Annotated in this window: 25 protein-coding genes; 11 read left to right on the plus strand and 14 right to left on the minus strand. The window is 65.5% G+C overall.

The features are described from left to right. The first annotated feature begins 16 nt into the window (after positions 1-16). The 3 genes from QF047_RS03655 to QF047_RS03665 all read left to right on the plus strand — a co-directional run bounded on the left by QF047_RS03655 (position 17) and on the right by QF047_RS03665 (position 3312). Complete coding sequence (locus QF047_RS03655) at positions 17-985, plus strand: 3-hydroxyacyl-CoA dehydrogenase family protein (protein WP_307274080.1); 969 nt, start codon at positions 17-19, stop codon at positions 983-985. Positions 986-1127: 142 nt separating this feature from the next. Further along, on the plus strand, positions 1128-2507 hold the full coding sequence (locus QF047_RS03660; protein WP_306635365.1) for an MFS transporter: 1380 nt from the start codon (positions 1128-1130) through the stop codon (positions 2505-2507). Positions 2508-2535: 28 nt separating this feature from the next. After that, complete coding sequence (locus QF047_RS03665; protein WP_307274084.1) at positions 2536-3312, plus strand: SDR family NAD(P)-dependent oxidoreductase; 777 nt, start codon at positions 2536-2538, stop codon at positions 3310-3312. 63 nt (positions 3313-3375) lie between these two features. Here the strand turns inward: QF047_RS03665 and QF047_RS03670 are convergent, their stop codons facing one another. Next, the gene (locus QF047_RS03670) at positions 3376-3960 is read right to left on the minus strand and encodes a triose-phosphate isomerase family protein (RefSeq protein WP_307281745.1); all 585 of its coding nucleotides are present in this window, start codon (positions 3958-3960) and stop codon (positions 3376-3378) included. A gap of 3 nt (positions 3961-3963) precedes the next feature. After that, positions 3964-4233, minus strand: a complete 270-nt coding sequence (locus tag QF047_RS03675; protein ID WP_307274088.1) for a hypothetical protein — start codon at positions 4231-4233, stop codon at positions 3964-3966. A 350-nt stretch (positions 4234-4583) separates the two neighbouring features. Here QF047_RS03675 and QF047_RS03680 point away from each other — a divergent pair, with 350 nt between their 5' ends. Together QF047_RS03680 and QF047_RS03685 are read left to right on the plus strand one after the other, a co-directional pair. Then, a complete protein-coding gene (locus QF047_RS03680) occupies positions 4584-4958 on the plus strand; it encodes a cupin domain-containing protein (RefSeq protein ID WP_307274091.1) in 375 nt (124 codons plus the stop codon). A 125-nt stretch (positions 4959-5083) separates the two neighbouring features. Further along, entirely contained in the window at positions 5084-5527 is a 444-nt protein-coding gene (locus QF047_RS03685; RefSeq protein WP_307274093.1) for an SgcJ/EcaC family oxidoreductase, read from the plus strand. Between the two features lie 6 nt (positions 5528-5533). On the opposite strand, the gene QF047_RS03690 is transcribed toward QF047_RS03685, so the two are convergent. From QF047_RS03690 to QF047_RS03700, 3 genes are all read right to left on the minus strand, one after another. Continuing rightward, complete coding sequence (locus QF047_RS03690) at positions 5534-6100, minus strand: ABC transporter permease (RefSeq protein WP_307281749.1); 567 nt, start codon at positions 6098-6100, stop codon at positions 5534-5536. An 813-nt stretch (positions 6101-6913) separates the two neighbouring features. After that, positions 6914-7987, minus strand: coding sequence for a cation diffusion facilitator family transporter (locus QF047_RS03695; RefSeq protein ID WP_307274095.1), 1074 nt, complete (start codon positions 7985-7987; stop codon positions 6914-6916). Continuing rightward, entirely contained in the window at positions 7984-8349 is a 366-nt protein-coding gene (locus QF047_RS03700) for a metalloregulator ArsR/SmtB family transcription factor (protein WP_307274099.1), read from the minus strand. The genes QF047_RS03695 and QF047_RS03700 overlap by 4 nt, the downstream gene beginning before the upstream one ends. A 140-nt stretch (positions 8350-8489) precedes the next feature. On the opposite strand from QF047_RS03700, the gene QF047_RS03705 reads away from it, so the two are divergent. Beyond that, positions 8490-9284: a hypothetical protein gene (locus QF047_RS03705; protein WP_307274102.1), complete on the plus strand. Its 795-nt coding sequence runs from the start codon at positions 8490-8492 to the stop codon at positions 9282-9284. A 197-nt stretch (positions 9285-9481) separates the two neighbouring features. Here QF047_RS03705 and QF047_RS03710 read toward each other — a convergent pair whose 3' ends face one another. The 8 genes from QF047_RS03710 to QF047_RS03745 form a co-directional block, all read right to left on the minus strand. Then, on the minus strand, positions 9482-12091 hold the full coding sequence (locus tag QF047_RS03710; RefSeq protein WP_307274104.1) for an AMP-binding protein: 2610 nt from the start codon (positions 12089-12091) through the stop codon (positions 9482-9484). A 102-nt stretch (positions 12092-12193) separates the two neighbouring features. Next, the gene (locus QF047_RS03715) at positions 12194-13300 is read right to left on the minus strand and encodes an alkaline phosphatase family protein (protein WP_307274107.1); all 1107 of its coding nucleotides are present in this window, start codon (positions 13298-13300) and stop codon (positions 12194-12196) included. Positions 13301-13512: 212 nt separating this feature from the next. Further along, entirely contained in the window at positions 13513-14151 is a 639-nt protein-coding gene (locus QF047_RS03720) for a hypothetical protein (protein ID WP_307274109.1), read from the minus strand. A 53-nt stretch (positions 14152-14204) separates the two neighbouring features. Then, positions 14205-14900 (minus strand): class F sortase, encoded by a 696-nt coding sequence (locus QF047_RS03725; protein WP_307274112.1) that lies wholly within the window; start codon positions 14898-14900, stop codon positions 14205-14207. A 23-nt stretch (positions 14901-14923) separates the two neighbouring features. Next, positions 14924-15688, minus strand: a complete 765-nt coding sequence (locus QF047_RS03730; RefSeq protein ID WP_307274114.1) for a CHRD domain-containing protein — start codon at positions 15686-15688, stop codon at positions 14924-14926. Positions 15689-15878: 190 nt separating this feature from the next. Continuing rightward, on the minus strand, positions 15879-16571 hold the full coding sequence (locus tag QF047_RS03735; protein WP_307274116.1) for an SGNH/GDSL hydrolase family protein: 693 nt from the start codon (positions 16569-16571) through the stop codon (positions 15879-15881). A 189-nt stretch (positions 16572-16760) separates the two neighbouring features. After that, positions 16761-17762, minus strand: a complete 1002-nt coding sequence (locus tag QF047_RS03740; RefSeq protein ID WP_307274119.1) for a hypothetical protein — start codon at positions 17760-17762, stop codon at positions 16761-16763. Between the two features lie 169 nt (positions 17763-17931). Next, a complete protein-coding gene (locus tag QF047_RS03745; protein ID WP_307274122.1) occupies positions 17932-18903 on the minus strand; it encodes a hypothetical protein in 972 nt (323 codons plus the stop codon). Positions 18904-19457: 554 nt separating this feature from the next. Between QF047_RS03745 and QF047_RS03750 the strand changes: the two genes are divergently transcribed. Beyond that, the gene (locus QF047_RS03750; protein WP_307274124.1) at positions 19458-21434 is read left to right on the plus strand and encodes an amino acid transporter; all 1977 of its coding nucleotides are present in this window, start codon (positions 19458-19460) and stop codon (positions 21432-21434) included. Positions 21435-21474: 40 nt separating this feature from the next. Here QF047_RS03750 and QF047_RS03755 read toward each other — a convergent pair whose 3' ends face one another. After that, complete coding sequence (locus QF047_RS03755) at positions 21475-21675, minus strand: DUF2795 domain-containing protein (RefSeq protein ID WP_307274126.1); 201 nt, start codon at positions 21673-21675, stop codon at positions 21475-21477. Between the two features lie 269 nt (positions 21676-21944). On the opposite strand from QF047_RS03755, the gene paaA reads away from it, so the two are divergent. The 4 genes from paaA to paaD are packed head-to-tail and all read left to right on the plus strand — an operon-like array spanning position 21945 to position 24824. Beyond that, entirely contained in the window at positions 21945-22949 is a 1005-nt protein-coding gene (paaA, locus tag QF047_RS03760; RefSeq protein WP_307274129.1) for a 1,2-phenylacetyl-CoA epoxidase subunit PaaA, read from the plus strand. Further along, complete coding sequence (paaB, locus tag QF047_RS03765) at positions 22946-23329, plus strand: 1,2-phenylacetyl-CoA epoxidase subunit PaaB (RefSeq protein ID WP_307274131.1); 384 nt, start codon at positions 22946-22948, stop codon at positions 23327-23329. Before paaA ends, paaB begins: the two co-directional genes overlap by 4 nt. 50 nt (positions 23330-23379) lie before the next feature. Continuing rightward, entirely contained in the window at positions 23380-24291 is a 912-nt protein-coding gene (gene paaC / locus QF047_RS03770; protein WP_307281751.1) for a 1,2-phenylacetyl-CoA epoxidase subunit PaaC, read from the plus strand. Positions 24292-24302: 11 nt separating this feature from the next. Beyond that, the gene (gene paaD, locus QF047_RS03775) at positions 24303-24824 is read left to right on the plus strand and encodes a 1,2-phenylacetyl-CoA epoxidase subunit PaaD (protein WP_307281753.1); all 522 of its coding nucleotides are present in this window, start codon (positions 24303-24305) and stop codon (positions 24822-24824) included. Positions 24825-24826: the final 2 nt, after the last annotated feature.

A 24826-nucleotide genomic window follows, 5' to 3' on the forward strand; every position in this document is an offset into this window, starting at 1 on the left:
TGGAGAATGACTGGCCATGACGGAAACACCTAAAAACCCAGGCAAGATCGCGGTGGTCGGGTCCGGCTACATGGGCGGCGGGATCGCCCAGGTACTGGCGCTTGGCGGCGCCCGGGTGGCACTGGCGGACGTGTCCGCCGAGGTGGCCCGGCAGAACTACGAGCGGCTGCTTACCGAATCCGACCAGTTCGTAACCGACGGCCTGTTCCCCGCGGGCGCCACCGAGACCCTGCGGCAAAACCTCTGGGCCGCCACGGACATCGAGGAAGCCGTGGCGGACGCCGGCTTCATTGAAGAAGCCGTCCCCGAGGTCATCGCCATCAAGCACGAGACCCTGGCCCGCATCAGCGCCGCCGCCCGTCCTGACGCCATCATCGGCTCCAACACCTCCACCATCTCCATCGCTGAGCTCTCACAACCGGTCACCAACCCGGAACGGTTCCTGGGCGTGCATTTTTCCAACCCGTCCCCGTTCATTCCTGGCGTGGAGATCATCCCGCACGCCGGGACCTCCGCTGCCACCGTTGGGACCGTCCGGGACCTGGTTCACGCCGCCAACAAGCAGACCGCCGTGGTCAAGGACGTCACCGGGTTCGTGCTCAACCGGCTGCAGTACGCCCTCTTCCACGAGGCTGCCCAGCTGGTGGAACAGGGCATCGCGACCGCGGAAGACGTCGACACCCTGGTCCGTACCACCTTCGGTTTCCGGCTGCCGTTCTTCGGCCCGTTCGCGATCGCCGACATGGCCGGCCTGGACGTCTACAACTTCTGCTACAAATCCCTGCAGACCGACTTCCCGGAACGCTTCGCGACTCCGAAAATCCTCACGGACCTGGTTGAGGCCGGAAAGCTCGGCACCAAAACCGGATCCGGCTTCCTCAACGTCCCGGCAGAGCGCACCCCCGAACTGGTCGCCTACCGCAACAAGGCCTACGTCGCCATGCAAAAGCTCCTCGAAGAACTCGGACCCGCACCCATCAACTAAAACCTGCTTGATGGGAAGTGCTGCCCGGCAATAATCCCAAACTGAAGATGCTAAGTATGGTGACTATTGCGTTTCTCAGTGGTAAATATGTATTGTTCCGCTGCGGAACCGGGCGGGATCGTTACTCACAGCGAGGTGCACGATGACGTCAATGAATCCTGCCAATCAACTTGACGAGCTGGGCCAGCGGACGCTGCGCAAGGTCCGCAACCGCCTTATGCCCCTGGTCGTCCTGCTTTACTTCATCGCTTACCTGGACCGGAACAACGTCGGCTTCGCAAAGCTGACCATGAGCGAGGATATCGGCCTCAGTGCCTCTGCCTATGGCCTCGGCGCAGGCATCTTTTTCCTCGGCTACGCCTTGCTGGAAATCCCGAGCAACGGCGGCATGTACAAGTTTGGCGCCCGTAAATGGATCGCCCGGATCCTCATCTCTTGGGGCATCTTTGCCACGGCCATGGCGCTGGTCAATGGCGAGGTAACGTTCTACGTCATCCGGTTCCTGTTGGGTGCCGCTGAGGCGGGGTTCTTCCCTGCCATCCTGTTCTTCCTGACGCTGTGGTTCCCTGCCGCCCAGCGCGTCACGGTACTGGGCATCTTCATCCTCGCCCAGCCCGTCTCCAATGCCCTGGGCGCCCCGGTCTCGGGCCTATTGCTGCAGATGGACGGCATTCTGGGCCTCCAAGGCTGGCAATGGCTCTACATCATTGAAGGCGTCCCGGCCATCCTCCTCGGCCTCCTGACCCCGTTCCTGATGACCGACCGCCCCAGCCATGCGCATTGGCTGGCGGACGATGAGCGGGAATGGCTGACCAAGACCATGGACGATGAGCTGGCACACAAGCAGAAGGGCCAGCCCCATCACTTCCTCGCAGGCCTCAAGGACTCGCGGACCATCGCCTACTCCGCGCTGTACTTCGGACTGGTCTGCGGCATCTACGGCCTCGGCCTGTGGATGCCTACCATCGTCGCCGCACTGGGCAAATTCACCACCACGCAAGTCGGCTTCATCGTTGCCATCCCGTACACGATTGCCGCCGTCTTCGTGTACTTCTGGAGCCGGCGCTCTGACCGCACCGGCAACCGGGTCATGCATGCGAGCATCAGCATGGTCATGGCCGCCGTTGGTTTGCTGGCCGCCGGATACCTGGTCCAGGTCAACGCGGTCCTGGCCATGATGGCCCTGACGCTGGCGGCCATGGGCATCTACTCCGCCATCGCCCCGTTCCTCGCCATGCCCTCGACGGCTCTGGTCGGCGCTGCCGCGGCAGCCGGGCTTGCCATGGTGAACTCGCTCGGCAACCTGGGCGGCTTCGTTGCTCCCTACGCCGTAGGGCTGTTCAACGACGCCACCGGAGACAACCGGTCCGGCCTGGTGTTCCTCGCCGCCTGCCTTGCGATCACCGCCGTCGCCACCTTCCTCTACGCGCGCCACCGCGCGGAGGGACATGTAAAGCCGGGCACGCCGGCCGCGGTCGGTGAGGAAGCTGTCGCTGCCGACGATTTCGACACCAGGAACTGACAACCATGCTACGAGAGGCCAACTGGACATGACTCCTTCACAAACGTTTCCGGCCGAGCGGACTGCGGTGCTGACGGGTGCCGCATCGCCGCGCGGTATCGGCCGGGCAACGGCGGAAATGCTCGCGAGCCAAGGCTGGGCGGTGGCGATCCTGGATATCGACGGCGACTCGGCACGGAAGGCCGCCGAAGAAATCGCGGACGTTTACAGGGTCCCGGCGATCGGGGTAGGCGCGGACGTCTCCGACCAGGCGACGGTCAACGCCGCCATTGACGAGGTCGAGGCCACGCTGCCGCCAATCGTAGGCCTGGTCAACCTGGCGGGCATCAGTTCACCGACGGAGTTCATGGACGAGACGCTCGAGGGCTGGGAGCGGGTGTTCAAGATCAACATGACAGGTACGTTCCTCGTTACTCAGCGCGTGCTCCGGGGCATGATTGAGCGGAAGCTCGGGAGGATCGTGAGTGTCTCGTCCATTTCCGCGCAGCGCGGTGGCGGCACCTATTCCAAGGTGGCTTACAGCGCCTCGAAGGCGGCCATCATCGGCTTTACCCGAGCCTTGGCCCGGGAAATGGGCCAGCATGGAATCACCGTCAACTGCGTGGCTCCCGGACCCGTGGACACCGACATCATGGGTGGCACGCTGACTGAGGAGCGCAAGGCAGACATGGCTGCGGACATCCTGGTCGGCCGCGTGGGGACCGTGCGGGACATCGCAGCCCTGATGGTGTTCCTCCTCGGCGAGGACGCCGGCTTCATCACGGCCTCCACCTACGACATCAACGGGGGGCTGCAGATTTCCTGACCCTTCGCGGGTTTCTCGTCGCACAACTCAGTCCGATAGCACAGCTCAGTCCTATAGTTGAGGTCATGGCGTGCGTTCTGCAGGGCCGGGCAGGCCCAGCCGCGCGGCGGTCTCGTCCAGGATGGTTTTCAGCGCTTTCGGGTCATGGGCGAAGCGACCCAGGAACAGGCCGGCGACGGACATATCGAGCCGGCCGATCAGGCCCGGCCCGGCGCTGCCGCCGTAGATGACCCGGCTCTCGGCCTGCCCGGGCAATGAACGCAGGTGCGTGTCCAGCCCGGTGATGACGGCGCTGATGTACTCCGGCGTTGCCGGTTCCGGCGCGCCGATCGCCCACTGCGGCTCGTAGGCCACGATAGTCCGCCCCCCGGCGCCCAGACTTGTTGCACGCCTGAACACGGCCTCCATCTCGCTAATGCACTGGCGCACCGCCTCAGTGGCAGTTCCCCGGTACCTCTCGCCGATGCACAGGACGGGCGTAAGGCTGTTGCGGTAGGCGGCAGCGAGCTTCCGCCCGATGACATCGTCGTCTTCCCCGAAGAGGCGGCGTCGTTCGGCGTGGCCGATCTCCGCATACGCTCCGCCGAGTTCTGTGATCATTGGTCCGGCGACCTCCCCGGTGTAGGCGCCTTCGTCTTCCCAGAAGATGTCCTAGGCACCAGTGCCGGTGCCGGTCGGGGCCAGGACACGGGCCGCTTCGGCGAGAACCGGAAAGGCCGGGAGGACAAAGAGTTCGATGTCACCGTTGCGCACTGCCGGGTGTGCGGAGGCTATGCCGGCAACGGCCCTGCACCAGGCGAGGGTGCGTTCATAGCCGAAGTACATTTTCAGGCTGACACCGATGATGGCCCCGGTTTGATTCCCGGCCCCGGCCCCGGTTGTGCGTGTTGCGCCCGCGGCGCGGTCAGGAAGAGATGACACCTTAAGCCTCCCGATCGGCATTCTGGGCTTGCTTGTACCCAAATCCGGCGTGGTCGGCTCCGATGACCAGGCGCCGGTTCACGCTGATGCTCATGTGTCTGTCCCTACCGTTGAGTAGCGCTGGATGAGGATAAGACTATGGCAGCTCCAGCAAAGCCGTGCCACAGCGGACCTGCCCTGAATGGAGGGTAACAAGATATTGACACCTTCCCCTCCCGGGCGCACGCTGATACCGCTGGGTGCCAGTGTTGGCACGGCGTGAGACTTACCCCAGGCCGGCCAACCTACCCCAGGAGCGGTCTGGGCGCTCCGGATGAATAGTTCCAATCACTCCCTGTCAGGAGAAGGAAATGGCCGGAGAAGCAGTCAAAGCCCTTGAGGCGAAGTCGTTCGACGAACCCGACGAACGGCGCCGTCCGCCCAAGACCGCCGTCGATGTGGTCAACATCGGAGACACCACTTTGGGCAGGTTTACTTTTGAGCCGGGCTGGCGGTGGTCCGAGACCATCAAGACCGTGGTGCACACGGACAGTTGCCAGGTCAATCACGTCGGGATCTGCGCTGCCGGAACGCTGACGGTCCAAATGGATGACGGCACCCGGGCTACGGTCACTGCGGGCCACGCCTACACCATTCCGGCCGGCCATGACGCGTGGGTGGAAGGTGACGCGCCATTCGTCGCTTACGAAATCATGAGCGCGGCTGCCTTTGCCAAGCCTGCCTAGGCCTGCAGAGCCCCGGCGCGGGTCGCGCCGCGCCGGGATCGCGGCCCTGGGGCTCCGCGCGGTGATCGCGGTGGCGCCCGGCCTCGTAGACCCAGAGGCCATCCGGACGTTCCTTGGGAGCGGCAATGGATGATTCAGAAGTCCGCAGGCCGTACGGGGGGTTGATCGCCGCCTGGAACCGGCGGGATGCCCGGGGTATGGCGGAACTTTTCCGGGAGCGCGGGCTCCAGATCGGATTCGACGGCAGTACAGCCACGGGGCCGGACGAGATCTTCCAGCACCTGGCTCCCATCTTCGAGGACCACGAAACCGCTACGTACGTCACCAAGGTGCGCGGAGTGCGCCCGCTGGGGCCCGGCACGGCGCTACTGATCGCCATCACCGGACTGGTGCCGCCCGGGCGGACCGACGTATCCCCGGCCACCCTCGCGCACCAGACCATGGTGGCCGTCCGCGAAGACGGCGTCTGGGGCATCGAGCTCTTCCAGAACACGCCGGCCCAGTTCCACGGCAGGCCCGAGCTGGTGAACGCGATGACCGCCGAGCTGCGGCAGATGCTTGCCGGGTGAGCGGGCCTAGAACTGTTCCGGCCGAACCTTTACGGCTCCGAGGGAGCGGATGAGTGCGACGGCGGTGAGGGCACCGGCCGCCATGATTGACGCCAGCACCACCACCTGGAACCGGCCGGCCTCCAAGGGGGACGCGCCGCCGAAGATCGCACCCACAAACGCGCCGGGCAAGGTCACCAGGCCGGTGGTTTTGGTCTGGTCGGTGGAGGGGATCAGGGCGGCATGCACCGAGTAGCGCGCCTGGGTTAATGTGGCCCGCCGGGCCGTGGCGCCCAGCGCCAGCCAGCCTTCCACCTGGTCCCATTGCTCGCGGACGGCTTCAAAAAAGCGGCGCCCTGCCAGCACCGCGATGGTCATGCAGTTGCCGATCACAATGCCGCCGACGGCGAGGACGTACCGCGGCGTAAACTCGATGGCCCCCGTGCCGAACACGACGGCGAGAGTCACCGTGATGCCCGCGGCCATGGTCCCTGCCACCACGGGAAACCGCTGCCAGGACCACGTCAGCCGGCGGGTTGCGGTGACGGCGGCCACCGTGAACATCACCAGCAGCGCCATCGCCACCCACCGCATCTCGCTGCCTTGGTGCCCACTCTCGTGGCAGTGGCCATCCTGATGGCACTCACCGTTGCCGTCCTCCGGGGCGCGCGCACGCCGTCGTACGTTGCCCCCGCTCTGGCCATCCTCCGCGGCGCCGCCCAGCTCGCCCTCATCAGCCTGGTGCTGGGCGGCATCATCAGCGATCTCGGCCATCAGCCCAGCCTATGGCCCCTCACCCCTTGCCCGACTGTTTTCGCCAGTGCGTCCTTCCCACCTGCACCAATCCTCAAGGGAGGGTCAGACAATTCCCGATGACAAGGGCTTCGGGCCAGCGCCGGCGGGCAGGGGATGCCTGGTACTGGTGCCCACGTCTGCAGGGGCGGACAATTGGAGCCTTGGCAGTAACTGTTGGAATTATCTTGCCGTCCCACTTTCTGGGCAACGCACCGGCTTTCCGCCCTATTGGTAAGGCCGTACAAAACTTCCGTGCGGGCATCCCTGGATGGATCATCATGTTTCAGACGCTGCTTTGTAAGCTGAACGTTGGGCACCACTGGCTGACCGTGGAGGACCCGAAAGGGACTTTTCGCCGGCACTGTACTCTTTGCGGAAAAGCAGATCGCCGTGTCGGAACCTGGTCGGGACACCTTGCCCAAGGGGATCGCCCACCCGAACACGACAGTCGAAAGTACAACTGAAAGTTCTGCTGCTGACCCCGTAACCTCCCGCCCAGTTGCTTCTGCCGGGTTGCGGTTCAGGGGGAGGACACGCCGTCGTTCCCGGCGCGGTGCCGTTGCGTACGGAAAGCAACCGGGATGGAACGGACGACGGCGGCCCGGCCTTGCGCTATTGGATGCTGCCGCCGGAGGGGGTGAGGACCATGTGGTCCGCCTTGGGCAGGGCATGCTTCAGGCGGTGCGCGGCTTCCTCGATGACCTGTTCGGCGGAAGCCAGCGTCACGCCGTCGTCCATCACCAGGGTTGCCGCGCCCTGCAGGCGGTGACCTGACCAGCGCAGCTGCAGATGCGGCACGGCAAGGACTCCCGGCGTGCCCTCGAGGGCCTGCTGGGCTGTGTCCACCAGCTCCGGTTCAATGCCATCCATCAGCCGCCGCCCGATGCTGCGGACCGTCCCCCACAAGAGGACGAGGATGGCCGCGGAGATCAGGAGGCCAACGATGGGGTCGGCCAGCGGGAAGCCGAGCATCACGCCGACGGCGCCGAACACCACGGCCAGGGAGGTGAAGCCGTCGGTGCGGGCGTGCACGCCGTCGGCCACGAGGGCGGCGGATCCGATCCGGCGGCCCACCCTGATGCGGTAGATGGCCACTGCCTCGTTGCCGGCGAAGCCGATCAGGCCTGCGGCGAAGACCCACCACAGGTTGGTCAGCGGCTGGGGGTGCAGGAGCCGGTCCACGGATTGCCAGGCTGCCACGACGGCGGACAGGGCAACGACGGCGACGATGAACAGGCCCGCGAGGTCCTCCGCCCGGCCGAAGCCGTAGGTGTAGCGGCGGGTGGCGGCGCGGCGGCCCAGGATGAAGGCGACCCACAGCGGAACCGCGGTGAGGGCGTCCGAGAAGTTGTGGATGGTGTCCGCCAGCAGCGCCACGGAACCGCTGACCAGCACCACGAGGAACTGCAGGACCGTGGTGCCCAGCAGCAGGAACAGGCTGATCTTCAGCGCCCGGATACCTTCGACGCTGGCTTCCATGGCGTCGTCGATGGAGTCGGCGGCATCGTGCGTGTGCGGGACGAACAGCTCGAAGAGCCAGCCTTTGAAGCCGCCGTGGTGATGGTGGCCGTGGTCATGATCGTGGCCAGGCTCATGCGCGTGGCTGTGCCCGTGGTCCGGCTCGTGAGGATGCCCATGATCATGCTCGGCGTCTGCGTGCTCGTGAAGGTGCTCCTGCCTGCTCATGCGTCTGCCGTCCGCTCGCGGCGGTGGTGCTCCGGTTCCCCGCCGAGAGCGTGCTCGGCCTGGAAAATCGCGTCTGCCACCAGCTGGCGCGCATGCTCGTTTTCCAGCCGGTACAGAACCCTGGTGCCGTCCTGGCGCGGGGAGACCATCCGGGCCAAGCGCATCTTGGCGAGGTGCTGGGACACTGCGGCCGGTGTTTTGCCCACTACTTCGGCCAGCTCACCGACGGCCATCTCGCCGTCGCGCAAGGCCAGGATGATCCGGACACGGGTGGCGTCGGCCAGCATGGCGAAGACCTCGACGGCCAGCTCCACGTACTGGCTGTCCGCGCTCAACGCGCAAGCACTGCTATCTGCATTCATGCGCATATTCTTGCATATAAATCTTGGTTCCCGCCTTGGCAGCCGTCGCCAGCTATGCCTACCATCTAATTAGTAACCATACTTACTATTAGTCCTGCTGTTTCCAGTGTCCAGCTGCGTATCAATGGAAGAGAGTGACAATGACGGAAAACCAGTGGCCTGCAGACTCTGCCGGAACCTCCCTCGACCAGTACGGGAACGCTTTACCGGACGATGCTTCGGCGGAGCCGGAAACGTACGTCACCACGAAGGATGCAGCAAAGCGGGAGGCGTCGAAGGTCTCGGAGCAAGCGGTTGGTGCGGCCCGCAGTGTGGCGCAGACCGCCAAGGCCGAGGCCGGAAATGTTGCAGCCGAAGCCAAGTCCAGTGCGCAGGGCCTGCTGCAGCAGGCGAAATCAGGCCTGGGCAGCCAGGCCGGCGAGCAGCAGCGGAAGGCCGCAGAGGGAATCCGTGGCATCTCAAGCCAGCTGCGCACTATGGCTGATGCCCCGGAGAAACAGGGAGTGGCCAGCGATTTGGTCCGTGAGGTAGCCGGGCGGGCGTCCTCCGCTGCTTCCTGGATCGAAGGCGCTGAACCGGGGACGCTCCTGGTTCAAGTGCAGTCGTTCGCCCGCCGCAAGCCCGGCACGTTCCTGCTCCTGGCTGCCGGTGCAGGAATCCTCGCGGGCCGGCTCGCGCGCAGTATGCAGGCAGGGGGCCGGGACGATGGAGGCCGGCCGACGCCTTCGCAGGCACAAGCCAGTGGAGCGACTGCTCCGCCGTGGGGTGCGGAGCCGGTTTACCAGGAGCAGCCAGCGGCCCCAGCAACCTACGGCGAAACCATCTACGGGGAACCTGCCCGTCCCTCCTATTCAGGCACGGAAGCGGGCGGTGTGCCGCTGAAGAATCCCGACGATCCCTACAGTGACGTCCGGGCAGCCGAGAGCCAGCCGTGAACAATCCGAGCTGACGTCAAGAACCCACCAACCAGGCCCCACCAACCGGAGGATCCGTTAATGAAGAAACTGCTGTTTGCTTTGCTCCCCACGATCATCAGCCGCATAATGCAGGCCCGGAAAGCGAAGCAGATGCGCGCTGGCCAGGCCCGCCCGCCCCGCAACCGCTTCTAGGGCCGCATGCGCAGCAGGCCGGCCTAAACGCTTGAGCGGGTGGCGCGGGCCTCCAAGCGCCGCCGCTTCATCCACCTTTCACCAAAGCCCATCGCCCGGGTGGCCAGGACCCAGTAAAGGACCCCGCAGGCCAGGGACGCCAGGACCGCGAGCCCCTTGTCCACCGGATCCACCAGCGGGTACACCAGCCAGTGCGTGACGTAGACGTGCAGCGACGCGCTCGCCAGCAACGCGGTGATCCGGTGAAGTCCGCGCGGCACGTGCAGGGTGGGCACCCAGAGCAGGATGAGGCAGCCCGCCAGGATCGTCCCGGTCCGATAGGGGTTGTCGAAGCACGTCGGCGTGACCAGGAGCGCAACCGCCGTCACGGCCGCCTTCTGCCACAACGTCCGGGACGCGGCCGCCGCCCATCCCAGCCCGAACAGCCACAGCACCGGGCCCTGGCCGGGATAGCGGCTTTCCACGAGGCCAAAAAGCAGCGGCACATCAATGGCTACCAGGGCCAGGCCGAAGGCCCAAGGCCACCGGCGCACGGCCCGGTCAACAGCAGGGATCGCCAGCACCGCAGCGAGCCCGATCAGGATGTGGACCAGGATCTCCACAAACCAAAAACGGGAATGGTCGGTCCACCCCTCCGGCCCCAGCAGCGGGTTCAGCAGGAACACGTTGTGCCAGGAATATTTGTCCGTCACCGCGAACGCGAGGCTGATGACCGCGACGCTGGGCACCACAATCCGCGCGACGCTCCGCAGTTGCCGCCGCAGCCGTGCAATGCGCGTGCCGGAGAGCTGGAAGCGGGCAAAGTTATAGCCGGCCACGGCCATCAGGACGTGGGCAGTGCCTTGCCAGTGGAAGAATCCGATGTGCGTGGAGACGATGCAGATGATGGCGACGGCACGGAGCACAATCCCCGTCTCCATCGGCGCAAGCACTTTCCGCCGCCAGCCGGACGCCCCGCGCGGCGTTTCCGGGACGGGATTGCCCGACGGCGGGACCTGGCCGGGCGTCTCGTGCGGCGCAGGCGAGGGCGAAAGTTCACAGACCGGCATCAGGTGCCAGCCCCGGGGAAGGTATCCGAGCGCCTGCTCCAGCCGGATGGACGCCGCGACGTAGGACAGTGAGTCGCCGCCCAGGGACACGAACGTGTCAGTGTTGCCCACGTCGTCCTGCTCGAGGACCTCGCTCAAGATGCGCCGGACGTCAGCAGTACCTGCCTCGGAATGCGGCGCAGCAGCGGGCCGGCCGCCGTCGTCCTCCTTTTCACCAGCCAGGGCGGCGACGGCGGGATAGTCCGGCTTCCCGTTGGCAAGGCGCGGGATGGCTTCCGCGGCAAAGAGTTCGACGGCGGCGCGCGGCAGGCCCAGGTCCTGCGCCAGGGTTTTGGCGATCAGGGACAGGTCGTGGTCGCCTTCGACCGCGGCCACCACCGCCTGGTCAGAGCCGGCGGCGGCAGCGGTTACGCCCAGATCGGCAAGTATCCGTTCCACCTGCCCCAGATCCACCCGGAGCCCCACGATTTTCACGAAACGGCTGCGCCTGCCAACAATTTCGTAGAGCCCGTCGGGGCTGCGGCGGGCGAGGTCGCCGGTGTGAAGCTCCGTGATGACCCGCCCCAAGGCCAGGTCCTCGGGCCGTTCGGCGTAGCCCAGCATCACGTTGGGTCCGGTGTACACCAGCTCGCAGGCGTCGAGCCCGGGGACCGGCTCAAGCCTGAAGGACCCGCCCGGCACCGGCACACCGATGGCATGGGGATTCTCCGCGGCCTGATCCGGCGGCAGGTATGCCATCCGCGCTGTGGCCTCGGTCTGGCCGTACATCACAAACAGGTCCCACCCCTGCCGCCGGCCCAACTCGACGTAGGAGCGGACGCGGTCAGGAGCGAGGCGCCCTCCAGCCTGCGTGATGTAGCGCAGGCTGGGCACGTCCTTGTCCGCGAAGCCCACGCGGTCCAGCAGGTCGAAGGTGTAGGGCACCGCGGCGAAGGACGTCACGTTTTCGGTGCGGACGAGTTCCCAAAAGCACGGGTCCACCACGGAAAGATCCGTCAGCGCCAGGGAAGCACCCGCCAGGAGATGGCTGTTCACCACGCTCATGCCGTAGCAGTAGGAGAGGGGGAGCGTGGTGGCGGCGGTGTCGCTGGGACGCAGCTGCAGGTACTGGGCGATGGCGGCGGCATTGGCCTGGATGCTGTCCGCGGAAAGCCGGACCAGCTTGGGCGAGCCGGTGGACCCGGACGTGCTCAGCAGCAGCGCCAGCTCGGGGTGCAGATCGTGGTGGCTTTGTTCGCGGCGCACGTCCAGGACCGCTTCCCCGTCCGACGCGCGGACCACAACGTCCGGATCATAGGCCGCCACGAGTGCCTCCCCGGCTGAGCCGCCGCCAGCGGGCAGGATCAGCAGCGGATTGCCGGATTGCAGGGCCGCGAGGTAGGCAACGAGCGAGGGCAGCGTGTTCTCCGCCTCGAGGGCAACCAGCCGGCGGCGGGGCCCGAAGGACCGGGCCACGTCATCCACGCGGTGGGCCAGTTCGCGGTAGCTCAGCGTCTCTTTGTTCGTGCTGACGGCGGTACGGTCGCCGAAGCGGGCCAGCTGTGCGGCAAAGGAGACTCCGGCCAGCTCTGTGTATGTGGTCACAGCAGGACCGTAAAAGGTAAACCTAACCTAACTCAAATGGACAATGTCTTCGTCCGCGAAGATGACGTGGAGGAGAGTTGCCGATGGGCGGGGCAGCCGGCGTCAGGCGCGGGCCTTGTACACGTCGGATCCGAAGGCGTTCACGCCCGGGTCACGGGCGCCGGCCAGGCGGGGCAGGGAGAAGAAGTCTTCGATGCTGGCCAGCAGGCTGTAGTGGTTGTAGGGCGTGTCGCTGGTTGAATCCGCGGGCGTGAACGGGGACAGGACCAGGGCGCCCACCTTCCCGCCCTCCGCGCCCCCGGCGACGGCTCCTGACGGTCCGGTCCGGCCGCCGTCGGCCTCATCCAGGGTGATGATCAGCATCCCGTCCTGCCGGAAGGCAGGTGAGGCGAGGATTGCCGGCACCGCGGTGCCCAGCCACTGGTCCGCTGCCGCGATGCCGCCGGTGGTGCCGTCCACGCAGGGCTGATCGTGCCCGTCATGGCACAGGTTCGGAGTGATGTACGAAAGGTTTGGGGTGGTGTCCGTTGAAGCGAGATCGCGGGCCAGTGCGGTGTAGTTGACCACGTTGCTGTCGCAGGCGGGGGAGTCGGTGATGGAGCGGAAGTAGACAAACGGGTTGTGGCGTGTGGCGTATTGGTCCCCCGGAGTGGCGCCGCGGTGGTCATCCTCGGCGCCGAGGGCGGGATGCTGGCACGGTGAGTGCATGTCTTCCATGTAGCCTTTCCACGTCCTCCCGGCTGAGGTCAGCTGCCCGGCGAGCGTTGGGACATCGGCTGGATATACACAGCCTTTGCCCAGCACCCGGCCCTGGCTGTCCCTCCGGGACGAGGTGACGGGGGTGAACGTGGGGCAATCCCGGGATGTGCGGTCATTTGGCGGCTGGCCGGAGATCTGGGCGAGGTAGTTGGGCAATGAATCATGGGCGATGCCGTAGTAACTGGTCAACAGCACGCCCTGGGACCGCAACGTCCCTGACAGGTAGGGTGCGGCGGACCCGGCCTCGAAAACCCGATCGTATCCCTGGTTCTCCAGGTTGATCACAAATACATGCCTGGGCGCACCGGCGTGCTCAGGCTCCGGAGGGGTCGGGGCCGGCTGACAGCCCGAAAGGAGAGCCGCAAGGACCAGCAGCAGCACCGCCAGGTGCTGCCGGGACCTCCGTTCGGGGCGGGCTCGCCGCCCTACGCCCTGTCGACTGCCGAGCACGCTGCCCTCCTTCAAGCCGAAGCGCCACGGGGCCCGCGGCAGTTGCCGGCCTCAACGGGTGGAGGCGGGGGGAGGGCGGATCGATGGCTAAACTCTCCCACAGCTTGGCCCGGTGGCGCCACGGCAATTTGTGATTTTGCCTGGGATTTGAAGCGGCAGGGGACATTGAGGACCCGATGGGCCAGCCCTGCTGGGGTTGCGGCGAGGGGTGGTCATTGGTGCTCGACCCAGCAGGCCAGGATGGTAGTGGACAGCTGGTAGGCCAGCGCGTTCCGGGTGATGTTTTCCGGTCCCAAAGTGGGGGGCAGACCCGAAGCGTCAACCTGCAAAACGAAGCTGTCTTTCTGGAAAACGGCGGATCCGTCGGCGGTTTCGTAGGCCGGGAAACCGAGGTTCGCCAGGCCTTCGATGGGTGCGGCGTCTTTGGCGAGGGCCTGCTTCGCGTCGAAGTATTTCCCTGCCGATGCCTTGTCCGCTGCCTCCTGGACGGAGATGATCAGTGTTCCTTCGGCAAGGTGGTAGGTGCAGGTGAAGGTGCTGTCAGCCCAGTTATCAACGGTGTGAGGGTCCGAGTCCAGATCCAGGATGGACCGCAACCTCTCCTTTGGCTGGTCTCCGCAGACCATGACGGCGGCGGCGCTGGGCGCTTCCGCCGCCGTACCCGGGGATGCTGATCCCTGGCTGTGGTGCCCGCCGTGGCTGCCGCTTTGCCCAGGCGCAGGTGACGCTGCGGCCGGGGCCGTCGTCGAAACGCCTGACGGTGCGGACACCGATCCGGCAGCTGTTGCGCAGCCTGCGAGGAGCAGGGACGTGAGGCCAAGGGCGGCCAAAGCGCTTTTTCGGTTGTTCATGTCCAGTCCATTCGCACCATTGGCCGCTTCGGGAAGGAGCGGTCGTTCCGTTGTCAGGCCCTGAGTTTGGCGTAGACGACGTAGTTGTCGTCGAAGAGGCCGGTGGCGGGGTCGTAGCCGTCGCAGGTGATCAACCGGAGTTCGGCCCCCGGGGTGTTGCCGTAAACCTCCAGGGTGGGAAATCCGTTTTTAGGGTAGAGGGCGCCGCGATCAACGGTGAACACGGCGATGCTGCCGTCGGTTCGCGAAACGTTGATCTCGGCGCCAGGGGTGAGTTTCCGGAGGTCAGCGAAGATGCCCTTGTTGCCGCCCAGGGCGTTGACGTGGCCCAGCATTACTGAAGGTCCGCGTTCACCGGGCGTGGGAGATCCGTTGTACCAGCCGGCCGGTGCGCCGTTGCCAGTGTCCTCCGGCACTTTCAGGGAGCCGTTGTCCTCCAGCCCCAGGTGGAGAAGGTCCGTCCGGACCCCGATCGAGGGAATACTCAGGGTGACAGGAGCCGAAGCGCCAAGCACCGCCGGAAGCTGTTGGGCGGACGGGGCTGCGGCGGCAGCCGGCGGTGCTGCGGTCACAGCCGGGGACGTAACCGCGGGAGGCACCGTCGATGAGGCGAAGGCGGAAGGGGACGCTCCGGCGTCGGGAGTGGTGCCGGGTCCTGCGGTGCAGCCGGCCAGGGAAAGCGCGAGCAGAATCCCGGCCGCCGCGAAGGCCCCGAGACCTCCGCAGTGGCCGGGATTCCTGGTTGTCACAGTATGGATCCGCTCAGTCCGGCCTAGGCGGCTTCGTTGCGGCGGCGGACGGCGTATGCTCCACCGGCCAGGGCGATCAGGGCCAAGCCGCTGCCGATGGCGAGAGCCCCGGTGTCCGGGCCGGTCTCGGTAGTGATGCCGGTGTTAGCGCCGCCTGCAGGCATCTTCATCTGGCCGGCCGTCAGGGTCCCGCACAGGGCGGGAGAGGTAGCGGCGAGGGGAAGGGTCGGGGCGAGGTCGCTCTTGGCGGCCTGGCCTGCCGCGCTGAGGGTGGCGGGGTCAAGGCCATGGACAACAACGACTGCGGTGCCTGCTTCAAGAGCGGCTTTGGTTTCCGGGTTTAGTTCGAACGTGCGGTCCACAGTGTAGGAGGCGCCCTGTCCGCCGACCTTGAGGTCAAGGCCTGCTGCCGGGCTGGTATCGCCGCTGGTGGAGAGAGTGGTGACGATGCCCCCGTAGGACGGTGCGCCTTCAGTGGTGGAGATGACCTGGTCGCCGTCCTTATCTGCCGAAGGGTCCGGGCAGGCGCCCTTGGCCCCTCCATGGATGTGCTGGACGTGCGGGTAGGGGGCATCCATGAAGGTCGCGGGCATCCCCGAAACCTTCAGGACAACATGGGCTTGGTTACCCGTGACATCAAGTGTGATGGTGCCCGAGCCGGCACTTCCGTTGAGCTGCTTCAGGGTGGATTGGTATGACCCGTCGGCGGCCATTGCAGGGGAACCGGACAGGGCAAGAGCGGCCAAGGCCAGGGTGGGGACTGCCATAAAGCGAAGTGTCTTATTCATTGGGAAAATCTCCTCATACGCGCCCGCGTGATGTTGTCGCCCAGGAAGGGGACACCAGTACTTCGCGGCAGTCCGGGCAAAGGATGGGTGCCGTTGTGGCCTGATTCACTCTGTCCCTGAACCGGGCCCGCTCCTGTACACAAGGTGGCTCTCCGCCGGTGCACCTGTGAAGCCCCACCAAGGGAGGCTGTCAGCCTGCTACAGCAGCGCCGAGGATTCCCTTCATCTTGTCCCGCAGGAACTTTTGCCCGGAAGCGCTGGGGTGTTCACCATCAGGTCCCAACAGAACGTCGGCGCGGCCGCTGAGCCATTCGTCGGCAATGGGATCGATGAACTGCACCCCCATGTTCTGCGCAGCGGAGGCGGTTGAGTCCCGCACTTCAGCCAGCACCGGGTCCGGTTCTTCGCTTCCGGACAGGGGACCGACCGCCACGAGAACCGCCTGCGGGGCCCGGGATGATGCGGCGGCGAACGTTGAGGCGGCGGCTTCCCGGAGCTCCTCGGGGTCTGCTCCCCAATCGTTGTCCGATCCAAAAAAGACGACGACGTCCGTGTCGGGGCTCACGGCCACCTCGACTTCCGTGCTGAAGGTGTTCCCGTCTTCACCGGCAACCAGGTAGCCGCTGCCGTTCTCCGCGGCATTGGTGACCTGCACCGGCCGTTTGCCGTTCAGGTGCGCCTGCTGCAGGAGCTTGGGCCATGCCTGGTTCGGCGAGGTTCCATATCCGGTGCTCAGCGAGTCCCCGATCACGACAATCCGGACCGGGGGCGCGGCGGACGCCTGCGTCCCCGGTCCGGCCGATGTGCAGCCGGCGGTCACAACAAGGAGCGCGGCAGTGCCGGCGGCCATCCCGGCCCGTACGCGAAGCGACAATCCGTCCACCACCCCTCCAAATCCCGCTAGCGAGGAACCACAGTGAAGAACTCATGTTAACCCGCCTCCTGCATACGAGTGGGTCAATGGCATGAGGTCTGCGGAAAACCTGCGGGAGGTGATGGGGCGTCTGCGGGAAGCCCGCGGGAGGTGATGGCGCGTCGGGACTCCAGCGCCTCAGGCAGCGGGAGCAGCGGCTTACTGCGACGCGGGACGTGTGCCCGCGTCGGTGCTCGACCCGGTGGTTGGAACGAAGTTCCAGTCGAAAGACCCGTCGTCCCGTAGCGTCAGCCGAAGGAACCCGTGCGTGTCGCTGAACCGCTTCTCGATATACGAGGGGTGGCTGGTGAAGGGGCGGAGGCCGGCTCCTCCAGTGGAAACCTGGAACGCCGTCATCCCGTCACTGACGCACTGGTCCTCATTGTTCACCGGACATGACCGTTCGTAGTTGTGTTGTGACCCTGACAGGGTCAGGCGGACACGATACTTCCACATCACGTCGATCCATGGCTTGTGTTCCGCGGCCCGTCCATGCGCCGGCGTGTCCGACGTGAAATACGGTTCGTGGTACACCACGGCCAGGTGCTTGCCCGCCGCCTGGGCTCCAGCGAGGTCGTTGTCCAGCCAGGTGGTCACCAACTCTGCCTTCGCGGGCTGATACCGCCAGTACGCGGACGGCACGAACGCGAAGTGCCAGTTCCCGAAGTCCTTCGAGTACGGTTCCCCGTTCCCGATGAACCCGCGCTCTTGGTTGATCGCTGCCTTTTCCGGGGACCCCGGGCATTGGCCATCCATGAATTTGTCGAGGTCTTCGTTGCGGCCGGGTTGCCAGTCGTGGTTGGGGGCGGACACCCAGTACAACTTTGGCTCCGTGCCACCCCACAGCCGCTTCCAGTATTTTACGTAGTCTTCGCAATGCGGGGCGCTGTACTGGAAGTCCCCGAGCCCCAGGAACGCGTCAATCTCGTTGTCCTGCTCGAGCCGGGTGATTGCCGCACCATTCCGGCCGGACGGGCTGGCGGGCGCAAAGGACCTGACGCCGTTCATGTCACCTACGGCAGCAATCCGAACACCCTCAGGGAACTGCTGGTCAGGCGACGGCGGGGGGCTGGTGCAACCCGCGGCAATGACCAACAGCAGGGCTGTGGCGATTGCGGCCACGATCCGAACGGCTCCAAGACGAGAGATTGCTGCCTGCATCCGATAACCCTTCGAGAAGACGGACCGCGCGGTGGCTTCCGATGGATGGCCAGGCGCGGTGGATAAGCCAATGTTCCTCCTGCAGGACCCCGCCCGGAACCCACTACCACTACCCTGCCGCAGGTAGGGGTGCCGGCAAATCATGGACAGCCCTTCGGTTCACCCGTTGTCAGTTAGCCACTGTGAATGGAATGACTGTCACCCCGGAATTTGTCGAACCCAGAGTGTTATCACGGCACGACGTTCGCAGGTGCAGTTTATGGACGCCGTTGGTCAGAGTCCTCGTATCGATCGAGACGGGGGCGGCCCCGAACGGCTCCGGGCCGTAGGGACCTGCAGCGTCCCAGAGCACTCTTCCGGCGTTGGACGGAACGGCATGAAAGTCCGGGTCGATCGAGATGAATGAGTGGGTCGCCGGAAGCGAGCCGTCGGGGTGGGTGGTCAGGCCGACCACGGGAGACCAGATTCCTGACACCGGACTGTCAGGAATGGGGACGGTACGCACCGAGGCTTCGCAGTACAGCGCGTGGGTGTACCAGCCCTTGCCCCGCAGGAACGCATACCGGGATACGTTGGACACGGACTTGCCGTTTTGGATGTTGGCTTGCCAGTTGAGGTTGGCTTGCATTTCCTTGCCGCCCGCCTGCGGGACGAACGCGCGAAAGCGAACCTCCTCGGTCCCGGCGTGGTTGAATGCCGAAATTGGCCATGAAAAGGTCACCCAGCGCTCACAGGTTCCAGTGCACACGAAGTCGCCCTTGCCTGTGCTGCTGGATGGGCCCGGGCAGGTGAAATTCGCCGCTGCAGCCCGCAGGTAGCACTTCTGGACGGTGGTTTCGGCGTCGGGGGTCTTGAACACCATGGAGACGTAGTTGGCCTTGCCCGGGTTGTCATGGAGGATCACCCGTACATTCACCGTCAAGTTCCCGGAACTGATCGTTTCACGTTCAGGTATGCAGGCCCCCAGGTGGGTATGGCCGGTATTGGTGGTGGAGTTGTTGGCTTGGTCCGTGTCCGGCACCCACCACGCCTGGGCATCCACAAACTGCCGGGTTTCGTTGTACGTGGTGCCGTCGGCGGGAGGGGCGCCGATGCAGGGTCCGGCCGCAGCCTGAGCAGCGCCCGAAGTCAGTGCAGGCACGAAACCACAAATCAACGCAATGCCAATTACCAGTCTTAAGAATCGCCTCATGACCATCCATCCTCCGGGCCCGCCGCCGCATGCCGAACATGATGATGGCAGGATTCATTGACGCCTCGGGCGTGCGCGATTCCGCGCCGGCCAAGGCGTTGTGTGTGTCGGTTCGGGAGGCTGCGCGTGCGTTCTTCCGGTCGCCGGCGTCCCAGCGGCGAACAGTTAGATGTTCCGATGTAGGTAGGGCCGGATAAAGTTCGGCCAGTATATGCACAGGGTTAGAGGCAAACCAGAGTGGCAGGGAAGCATTACGGCGTCGTCCCCTTCAATGACGGGACGACGCCGGCGCGCATCCTGTGCAGGAGGTGATGGGGCGTCTCAGAAAAACGTGCGGGAGGTGATGGCGCGTCTGGGGGAGTGGGAAGGACGGGCCCGGCCCGCTTCCGGAACCCGGGGGCGTCAAGGATTCGTCAATAAAAGTCCGTTTCCCCGTCATGCGGTTTTTGCCGGTGTTAGCTTCGGCCTGGACGCGGTGCACTGCGCAACGCTGAAAGGAATCCATGACCACGTTGAGCAGGCCTCCGGCTGACCCCTCGGCCCCCAGACCGCACGGAGCGGCAGCAGTGCGGGACTGGTTGCTGTTCGGGCTCCAGGACAGCAAAGGCGCCCACCCGGGCCCCGGCGGGACAATAGCCGTCCACGAGAAAAAGCATCCGTGGTGGCAGGTTATGTGCCTCACGGGCGTGGACTATTTCTCCACCCTTGGATACCAGCCGGCCATCGCAGCCCTCGCCGCCGGCGTCATCTCGCCACTGGCCACCATGGTGCTGGTGGCCGTGACCTTGCTGGGCGCACTGCCGGTGTACCGGCGGGTTGCGGGCGAGAGCCACCGCGGGGAAGGCTCGATCGCCATGCTTGAGCGCCTGCTGCCTCGCTGGGGTGGAAAGCTCTTCGTCCTGGTCCTGCTAGGGTTCGCCGCCACCGACTTCATGATCACCATGACCCTGTCCGCGGCTGACGCCAGTGCGCACCTCATTCAAAACCCCGTCGCCCCCGGCTGGCTTCAGGGCCAGAATGTCCCCGTCACCCTCTTCCTGCTGGCACTGCTGGCGGCGGTGTTCCTGCGGGGGTTCCGGGAAGCCGTCGGCGTCGCGGTGGTCCTCGTGGTCCTGTACCTGGGCCTCAATGCTGTGGTCGTCGCCGCCACGCTTATCCAGGTCTTCGCCCACCCGCTGGCAATGGACAACTGGTGGACCAGCCTCTGGACTTCCCATGGCAACCCGCTGATGGCCATCGCCATCGCCCTGCTGGTCTTCCCCAAACTTGCCCTTGGCCTCTCAGGGTTCGAGACCGGCGTCGCCGTTATGCCCCAGGTGCGGGGAGAGGAGAACGACACCGAAGAGAACCCGGCAGGCCGCATCCGGGGAACGCGGCGCATGCTCACCACCGCCGCCGTCGTCATGAGCGGATTCCTGCTCACCACCAGCTTCATTACGGTCGTCCTGATCCCGGAGGGGGAATTCCAGCCCGGCGGCGAGGCAAACGGGCGTGCCCTGGCCTACCTCGCCCATGAATACCTCGGCGTCGGTTTCGGCAGCATCTACGACGTCAGCACCATCGCCATTCTCTGGTTTGCCGGAGCCTCCGCCATGGCAGGCCTGCTGAACCTGGTGCCCAGGTACCTGCCCCGGTACGGCATGGCCCCTGCCTGGGCCAAGGGAGTGCGGCCGCTGGTACTCGTCTTCACCCTGGTCGGCTTCCTCATCACCTTCCTCTTCAAGGCCGACGTCGACGCCCAGGGCGGCGCGTATGCCACCGGTGTCCTGGTGCTCATGACCTCCGCGGCTGTTGCCGTCACCCTCTCGGCCCGCCGTCGGCGCCAGAACAAGCGCAGCTTTGGCTTCGGCGCGATAGCCGTGGTGTTCAGCTACACCACGGTTGCCAACATCTTTGAACGGCCCGAAGGCATCCGCATCGCAGGGGTCTTCATCCTGGGCATCATCGCGATCTCCCTGCTCTCGCGCGTCCGCCGCTCCTTTGAACTTCACGCCACCCGCGTCCACTTGGACCGGCCGGCCTTGGAGTTTATGTCCGACACTCTCGAAGGCCCCATCGCCATCATCGCCCATGAACCGCTCCGGACGTCCCGTGAGGCCTACCGCCGCAAGCTCGCCTCAGCCATCGAAGTCAGCCACCTCCCGCTCGACCGGGAGGCCCTGTTCCTGGAGGTCATCGTGGATGACTCCTCCGACTTTGAAACAGAGCTCCAGGTTCACGGCGTGGTCCGCCACGGGTACAGGATCCTCGAAGTTCACGGGCCCGTTGTCCCGAACACTATCGCCTCTGTCCTGCTCCACATCAGGGACGTCACCGGGCTGATGCCGCACATCTACTTCCGCTGGACCGAAGGCAATCCGGTCACCAACCTGGTGAGATTCCTGTTCCTCGGCGAAGGCGAAATCGCTCCCGTCACCAGGGAAGTGCTGCGCGAGGCCGTCCCGGACGTAACCAGGCGCCCCTGGGTGCATGTCGGCTGATGAGGCCTTTCACGCCTCGGTGCTTCCCCGAGCGGCCCGTCTAGGAGTTGGAGTCGGAAACGGCGGAGCTTACGGCCGTCGGGCTGTCGTATTCCCGGTCGGGGATGGCCTCGAGGGCCTCAAGCACGTTGCTGTCGGCGCCCGAGTCCTTGGCTTTGGACAACAACGCCTCGCGGCTGGCGGGATAGTCCACGCCGCCCAGGAACTTTTGAATCTGGATGGGGTTCGGAGTTTCAGCCATGATGTCGGTTTCCCTTCTGGTGTCAGCTCTGATGTCTGCGGCGTCTCTTCCTGCAGGTGGAGCCGCCGCAGGTGTTCATCGTAGGCCTGGACGTTCCGGCCGCGAAAGGGTGCAGGACGTGATGGGGCGTTGCGGAAATACGTGCGGGAGGTGATGGGGCGTCTGAAGAGGGCGGGACGCTTGACGCCCCGGAACGCTTCCGCATATCCTGAACGAACGGTCGGTAAATAATTCCGCACGTCCCAGAAGGTCTTTGCAGAGGAGCAACCATGGCAGCACAGAACTTGCAGTCAGTGCCAGCTGAGCTATCCCCGGATGAAGAGGCCGCAGGCCAGGCCAACTTCGACCGCGTCATGGCCCAGGATTCACGCATCGAGCCTAAAGACTGGATGCCGCCGGCCTACCGCAAGACGCTGCTGCGCCAGATCTCCCAGCACGCGCACTCGGAAATCATCGGCATGCAGCCCGAGGCCAACTGGATCTCCCGCGCGCCCAGCCTGAAGCGCAAGGCCATCCTCATGGCCAAGGTCCAGGACGAGGCCGGCCACGGGCTGTACCTCTACTCCGCCGCCGAAACTCTTGGTCAAACACGGGACAAGATGATGGAAGACCTCATAGCCGGCAAGGCCCGCTACTCGTCCATCTTCAACTACCCCGCGCTGACCTGGGCGGACATGGGTGCCATCGGCTGGCTGGTGGACGGCGCCGCCATCTGCAACCAGGTTCCGCTGTGCCGCGCCTCCTACGGCCCCTACGGCCGCGCCATGGTGCGCATCTGCAAGGAAGAATCGTTCCACCAGCGCCAGGGCTTCGAGATCCTCCTCGAACTCTCCAACGGCACCCCCGCACAGAAGCAGATGGCCCAGGACGCCGTGAACCGCTGGTACGCCCCGGCCCTGATGATGTTCGGCCCGCCGGACGACGATTCGCCCAACTCCAAGCAGTCCATGGCCTGGAACATCAAGCGGTTCAGCAACGACGAACTCCGCAGCCGCTTCGTAGGCATGATGGTGGAACAGGTCAGGGTCCTGGGCCTCACCCTCCCCGATGACCAGGTCCGCTACAACGAGGACACCAAAAAGTGGGAGCACGGCCCGCTGGACTGGCACGAGTTCCAGGAAGTCCTCGCCGGCCGCGGCCCCTGCAACGCACAGCGCCTTGAGCGCCGCAGGGAAGCGCACGACGACGGCGCCTGGGTCCGCGAGGCAGCTTCCGCCTATGCGGCGAAACAGCAGGCAAAACAGTCAATGAAGACGAAGGAATACGCAGCATGAGCCCCCACGGCAACCCGGAAGTTCCGGCTAGTTCGGCGACAGAGATCAACCGCGAGGCACCCAAGGCGTCCCCAGCAGCGAAGCAAGAGACCCATGACCGCGGCGCCTGGGGCCTTTGGGAGGTGTTCGTCCGATCGAGCCGTGGCCTGAGCCACGTTCACGCCGGCAGCCTGCACGCACCGGATGCGGCCATGGCGCTGCGCAATGCCCGCGACCTCTACACGCGCCGCAACGAGGGCGTCTCCATCTGGGTTGTCCCGGCAGACGCCATTGCCGCCAGCGATCCGGACGCCAAGGGCTCGTTCTTCGAGTCGCCCCAGGGTAAGGACTACCGGCACGCCACGTACTACACCAAGAGCGAAGGGGTAAAGCACCTGTGATCCCCACCGGCTCCCACAGCTCGCAAGCTCGCAGCGGGTCCCTCGCCGGCGTGGCCCCTGCATCTGAGACCACAACAGGCCATGGCGACATCTCCACCGGCGTCGCGGCCCCAACAGGAAGCGGCGACTCCAACGCGAGTGCCACCCGCATCACCCCCGGCGATGCCCTCCGCCCGGAGGACATCGCCCTCGAGGTCCGCACCGGCCTGGTCAAGCCCTCCGAGGACGTCGCGGAATACGCCCTGAGGCTCGGCGACGACGCCCTGATCCTCGCCCAGCGCCTGGGCCACTGGATCTCCCGCGCCCCTGAGCTGGAGGAGGACGTGGCCCTGGGCAACATCGCCCTGGACCAGCTGGGCCATGCCCGGAGTTTCCTCAGCTACGCCGGGGGAGCCTGGGAGAAGTCCGAAGACGACCTCGCCTACTTCCGCCGCGAGCACGAGTTCCGCAGTGTCCAGCTGTTCGAGCAGCCCAACGGCGACTTCGCGGTGACCATCGCCCGGCAGTTCATCGTGAGCTACTACCAGTTCGAGCTGTACCGCCGGCTCACGGAATCAACCGACGCCACCCTGGCCGCCATCGCCGCGAAAGCCGTGAAGGAAGTGGACTACCACCGGGACCACAGCGCCCAGTGGATCCTCCGCCTGGCCGGCGGCACCGAGGAATCCCGCACCAGGATGATCCACGGCCTGCGCCTGGTGTGGCCGTACGTCAACGAACTGTTCCAGGACGATGACCTGACGCGCCGCCTCGCCGAGGCGGGTGCCGCCGTCGCGCCTTCCAGCATGCGTGAGGAGTTCGACCGGCTCACCGGCGAAGTCCTCACAGAAGCCGGACTCGAGGTGCCGGACGTTCCGGCAGCCCCCGGCGGCGGCCGGCACGGCAGGCACTCCGAGCACCTGGGTTACGTCCTGGCCGAGATGCAGGTGCTGGCCCGCGAGCATCCCGGAGCGAAGTGGTGAGCACCGAGGCCATGTACATCTCCGACTTTGAAACCAGGAGCCGGACCCCGCGGCAGAAGGCGTGGGACATCGCCGCGACGGTGTGCGATCCCGAGATCCCTGTGCTCACCATCGCGGACCTGGGCATCCTCCGGAACGTCCAAGTGACCGCCGAAAAGGTAACAGTCACCATCACGCCCACGTACTCGGGCTGCCCGGCCATGGACGCCATCCGCGACGACCTCAAAACAGCCTTTGCCAAAGAGGCCTACCAGGACGTCCAGGTGGACCTGGTGCTCGCCCCGGCCTGGACCACGGACTGGATGACGGACGCCGGAAAGGCGAAGCTGCAGGAGTACGGCATCGCCCCGCCGTCGGGCATGGCAAATGCGGCAAGGCACGCCGGCCCCATCAGGCTGCAAATGGCCGTCAAATGCCCCCAGTGCGCCAGCCTGAACACCAAGGAACTCACCCGCTTCGGCTCCACCTCCTGCAAGGCGCTGTATGTGTGCCAGGACTGCAAGGAACCGTTCGACTACTTCAAAGTGCTGTAAGG

Source organism: Arthrobacter sp. W4I7 (genome assembly GCF_030816215.1).
Lineage (GTDB): Bacteria > Actinomycetota > Actinomycetes > Actinomycetales > Micrococcaceae > Arthrobacter > Arthrobacter siccitolerans_A.